Source organism: Desulfurococcus sp. (assembly GCF_049970475.1).
Classification (GTDB): Archaea; Thermoproteota; Thermoprotei_A; order Sulfolobales; family Desulfurococcaceae; genus Desulfurococcus; species Desulfurococcus amylolyticus.
In genome coordinates, this window is the sequence record NZ_JBMFMW010000079.1 from 1 (window position 1) to 5,267 (window position 5,267).

General features: G+C 44.0%; 4 protein-coding genes and 1 pseudogene. 3 read left to right on the forward strand and 2 right to left on the reverse strand.

Features of this window, described 5'->3' with window-relative positions; all coding sequences use genetic code 11:
- Positions 1-362: pseudogene (locus ACP5N5_RS05390) on the forward strand (GTPase); the annotation flags it as partial.
- Positions 363-365: 3 nt separating this feature from the next.
- Here ACP5N5_RS05390 and ACP5N5_RS05395 read toward each other — a convergent pair.
- Entirely contained in the window at positions 366-1,880 is a 1,515-nt protein-coding gene (locus tag ACP5N5_RS05395) for a metallophosphoesterase family protein (protein WP_428133635.1), read from the reverse strand.
- Between the two features lie 120 nt (positions 1,881-2,000).
- Between ACP5N5_RS05395 and ACP5N5_RS05400 the strand changes: the two genes are divergently transcribed.
- Entirely contained in the window at positions 2,001-3,569 is a 1,569-nt protein-coding gene (locus ACP5N5_RS05400) for a PINc/VapC family ATPase (protein WP_042667470.1), read from the forward strand.
- 2 nt (positions 3,570-3,571) lie between these two features.
- On the opposite strand, the gene hjc is transcribed toward ACP5N5_RS05400, so the two are convergent.
- Positions 3,572-4,012 (reverse strand): Holliday junction resolvase Hjc, encoded by a 441-nt coding sequence (hjc, locus tag ACP5N5_RS05405; protein ID WP_276814407.1) that lies wholly within the window; start codon positions 4,010-4,012, stop codon positions 3,572-3,574.
- A gap of 75 nt (positions 4,013-4,087) precedes the next feature.
- On the opposite strand from hjc, the gene ACP5N5_RS05410 reads away from it, so the two are divergent.
- On the forward strand, positions 4,088-5,267 hold a 1,180-nt coding region (locus ACP5N5_RS05410), incomplete at its 3' end, for a metallophosphoesterase family protein (protein WP_428133641.1).

The window sequence follows — 5,267 nt, forward strand, 5'->3', positions numbered from 1 at the left end:
CGCATGGCGGAGCACCATACGCGGCTGGCTATGTAGCAGCATTGAAGCATGGGGCTCAACCAGTTGATCCACGGCCATTCGCAACCGGCTTCTTCCAGAAAATATATGAGGAGTACCCGCATATGGGCCCAGTTCTCCCGAGCACAGGGTATAGGCCAGAACAATTGAAGGAGCTTGAGGAAACCATAAGGAGGGCTCCGGTAGATGCTGTTGTGCTTGGAACACCCTCAGACATAACCAGGCTTATAAAACTGGATAAACCGGTTGTGAGAGTAGAGTTTAAACTGAAGATTGTTGAGGGGCCCACGATAAAGGAGTATGTTGACATGTTTATGGAGAAGGCGAGGAAAAAAGTCTTGTAGCTACTATGTCTTTTTCCTGGTTAAAACATAGACTAGTCCAGTCAGGAACGCTATAGTCAACACTATCACTAAGTAGATGTAGTCTTCTCCACTACTAATTCTCTCCGTAAACGTCTCGGTTATTGTTGTGGTATTGGTCACTGTGGTTGTCCACGTTATCTTTTGCGTCTCTACAATAGATACCGTTGTATATATTGTAGTGGGCTGAGTCACAGTAGTTGTCTCAGTTATTGTTGTCGGCTTAGTCACTGTTCTAGTGATGTATGCGACAGTGGTTGATGTAACTGTTTCAGTTTTCACTACTTGGCTAGGTGTCTCTACAGAGATTTCTTCACCTTGTATAAACTGTGATAAGTCTAGTCCTTCAGGTATACCATTGATAACTATTGGCTGGTCACTAGTTCCCTGCATGATATACACATAGTAATCGAGGTTTTGAGAGATATATAGCCTATGTGTAACGGGATCTATTGAGAATACCACGCTGGCTGACGCTGGTATCTTGGCTACAATGTTTATCACTGTCTTCCCTGCTGTAAAGCGTAGCCTCACAGGGTATTCAACTGGCTCCCTATATATGTTTTTCTTCGAGTTAACCACAGAATAAGCTGTTGCATTCAATGGTATCACTTTTAATGTCCCACTGTCATCACCCAGTGCTATTGGGGTATACGTGTATGTTCCATTAGGATAAAGGATTAACACTAGGTAGTGGTATACACTACTGCACTCAGCGCCAGGTGTTATTACATCACTACAGGAATACAATGGAGAACCAGCACTACCTACTATGAGGAACTCTGTATTATTGTAACTATATTTAACCCATGCATGGAAGTGTGCCTGTAGCACTAGGGCCGGCCATCCATAGTTATTCATGTAATTCAATAACACGGTATCATATTTTGTTTTCAGGTTATGGGTTACATTTGGGTAGAGGGGCCTATGGAATCCAAGTATTAGGTGTTTACCTCCGGTGTAATTATATACAGCCTTAACCTGGTTACCCCACGTAGTTATATCTGCCTCGGAATTAATCAGGGCTATTCTCCACCCAGGTATATCGTCAATAGTGATATTGTCTGATCCTATATACTGTCTCCATAGATCGATGCCCGTGGCATTTAATCCACTATAGGTCACGTCATGGTTTCCAGGTATCATCCAAATGTTTTCTAGACGGGTCTTATTAAGGATTCCATATAATCTATCATACTGTTCAGGTGTGCCTAATCCCACGTTATCTCCAAGCCCTATCACGGCTAGCGGAAGAGCATTCTCCGCTTCGTTTATAGCCTGGTAGAATACCTCTGGTGGATCCACAGCGTTCACATCCGGGGGCCTATTGTCACCGATCACTATTAAAGGATACCATGGTAGATTACCCGGGATCACGATACGGGTTTTCACGTATAATGGCACCATGGTTGATGTATCAGCATTTAAAAGAGGTGTTGCAATTGGCGGGACAAGCAGTGATACCATGATTATCAGGATGTACATAGCCCATTTATTCAATATATCACGCTCCTCAACAGGGTTATAACCATCTATGGAGGAGCAGGTATATAAGTTAATTAAATCTATTCTTAGGAATATGATGGAAGCGGATAAGCGGGTTTAACACCGGTGTAAAAAGTGGCTCTGAGAATTGCTGGTGAAACCATATATGTACCAGATCTAACGGCTCTTACACAGGGAGCCGTATCCAGGTTGATTGATGAGGGAAGCGTTAGCGGTAGAATAGTTATCCATAGAGCTATGCTCCAGCTGTTAGAGTACAATGCCTCGAAAGGCAGGGTTATAGGTTACGCAGGTCTCGAGGAACTTCGCAGGCTACGACAATACAATGATACAGGGATAATCAAGCTCGAGTTCGCTGGTGAAAGACTTAGGGGGTTCATTGAGGACGAGGAGCAATTAGTCGGCGAGGTGAACTCCCTTATAAGGGAATATGCTTACTCTGTTAACGGTGTATTAATAACGGGTAATGAGCTACAGTACCAAGTGGCTAAATCCATGGGCATACAGGTTGTGCTGGTCAAGGATAAGGAGCGTGGAAGACTAGGGTTCGAGAAATACTTTTCCGAGAATACCATGAGCGTGCACTTAAAGGAGGGGGTGGTACCAGTAGCCAAGATTGGTAGGCCAGGCGAATGGAAGTTCGTGAAGCTAAGTGATGCCCCGTTAACCAGGCAGGAGATCGAGCAGATGGCTAATGAGATAATAGAGGCTACTAGGAGTAGAAGCGATGCTTTCATAGAGATAGATCGAGCCGGCTCCACCATAGTCCAGCTGGGAGCCTACAGGATAGTTATAACGAGGCCCCCTTTAAGCGATGGATGGGAGATCACGGCTGTGAGGCCATTGAAGAAACTGAGACTAGAGGACTATAATCTCCCGCCGGAGCTGGTTAAAAGGCTCAATGAAAGGGCTGAGGGTATACTCATAGCTGGTGCACCAGGGATGGGTAAGACGACCTTTGCTCAAGCCCTAGCGGAGTACTACATGAGGATGAATAGGGTTGTGAAGACCATTGAGTCGCCTAGGGATATGATACTTCCACCAGATATAACCCAGTATAGCAAACACTATGCTGACACAGGGGAATTACACGACATCTTATTGTTATCGAGGCCTGATTACACGGTCTTCGATGAGATGAGGAATGATGAAGACTTCAAGCTATTCGCTGATCTAAGACTAGCCGGAATAGGAATGATTGGGGTTGTACATGCCACGACACCTATAGACGCCATCCAGAGATTCATTGGAAGGGTTGAACTCGGAATGATCCCCTCGATAATAGACACTGTGATCTTCATTAAGAATGGACAGATAGACAAGGTATACGAGGTCAAGATGACTGTGAAACTACCAACTGGGTTACGTGAGGCAGAGTTATCAAGGCCAGTGATAGAGGTGAAGGATTTCCTCACCGGTGAGCTAGAATATGAAATATACACTTTCGGCGAGCAGACGATAGTGGTACCAGTTAAAAAACTACGTGGTAAGCAGGGCATCCACGAGAAGATTATTGAGGAGATCGGTAAGATCATGCCTGAGGTAGATGTGAGAATGGAAAACGGTGATATAGTGATCACTCTATCAAGACAGGACTTAAAGAAGTATAATAGAAGGATTAAGAGGCTTAGGAAGCTTGAGGAAAAGTATAATATACCTGTGAGAGTTAAGGTGGAGGAGTAAACTCACCGCATAGTATAATCCAGTATACTCTTATCCCCCTTAATCATTGAGATTAATGCTTTGAGCCTGAGGCTGTTTTTCACGGTTTCAACCGGGATCTTGAAGGCGCCTCCCTCCGATCCGGCGAGTTTCTCGAGGGGTATAAGGAACCATTCCCCGCTTCCAACGAATTTAACAGCTATGAAGGGTGTTGCGCCAGCCCTCCTTGAGAACTCTTGTAGCTTCTCCACCTGCTCCCTTCTAACATAGATTGTTCTCTCCTCCTTAATAGTCTTAACCTCCATGGCCACTATTTTACCATGGTAGATAGCTACTATATCAGGGTATTTGACATGCCTAGCTCTACTACCACTTGCAGGAGCCCTAATAACTGCGAAACCATGATCCCACAGCCTCCTAACTAAATCCCTCTCATGAGAAAAACCCCTAGACCTATTACTCATGTAGCCCCCTCAAGCTGATTAAAATTTATTATCTAAGATAGTTAAAAATAGTATTTCAACAGAGGGTGATATGTATTGAAGACACGATATTACCTGCATTATCTACTATTATTTCTCATAATACTTGGTTCAATAGTATACTTGAATACGTATATTGCGGCTGCTGAGACAACCCCGGCTATACCCTCTATAACAAGTAATATAACCGAGATAATCACCGCTAACATGGGACCAGTTGTACCAGTTATAATGTCGCCCGGGGAATCGTTCATCATAGAGCTTAGGCCGGAGTATTCTTCTCTCAGTATCTCCTCAGCGTACATATGGACTGTTAAACCAGTTAGCAACCGGCTTGTAGTCTACAATTACACTTTAAGTATAAGCAGTGTAGGTCCAGGCATATACCAGGCTACTATATCATCAGAAGTTGAGGATGGATTATATGACTTATCTCTTCTAGCAGGCTCAACAGTATACAATGTGCCTAGATCAGTATGGGTGGTGAAGTCCTGGCCTTCAGTGATCAGATTCGTAGAGAACACTGATATACACTTCATAGCAGGCCAACCAAATCCATTTACAGGTGATATTAGTCGTATAGCTGGATTTACTATAGATAACATGTTATCACCCTTCTTCATTCTATGGCTCGGCGATGAAGCTGACACTGCTGCTTCATCAGAATATGTGATGGCTCTCGCGTACAGGTATGCCTATCTATATAACATACCTGTGTTAGGCATACCCGGGAACCACGATTACGCCTCCGGGGGTACTTATTATACGAATTATCTTGGACCCACGAAGTGGTTTAGAGTAATAGCTGGTAAGCTACTTATAATAGGTATATGGTCACCCGAGCAAGGATACCCCTCATGGGAAGACCTAGTATTTGCCCAACAGGTGCTCCAGAATTATAGTAGTATACCCTATAAGACGATATTAGTCCATCATCCGCCATTCTATTATCAGGGCGAACTATACACTAGGTATGATGATGAAAACGTGTTGAAACCATATGTTCAAGGCGGTCCCTCCACACCATTGAGTAGTTATTGGTCAAGTAACATGACAGCGTTCAGATACTTCTTGAAACTCGTGGAGGACTATAATGTAACAATGGTTTTATCCGGTCACACGCACAGGGACTTCTTCACGAAGTATGTGAGCACTAGGACTAATACGACAACCCTATTCCTCACATTTACAACGTTGTCGAAGGGCTCAGCCAACGCTAGCTCTGTATGCTTCCTAG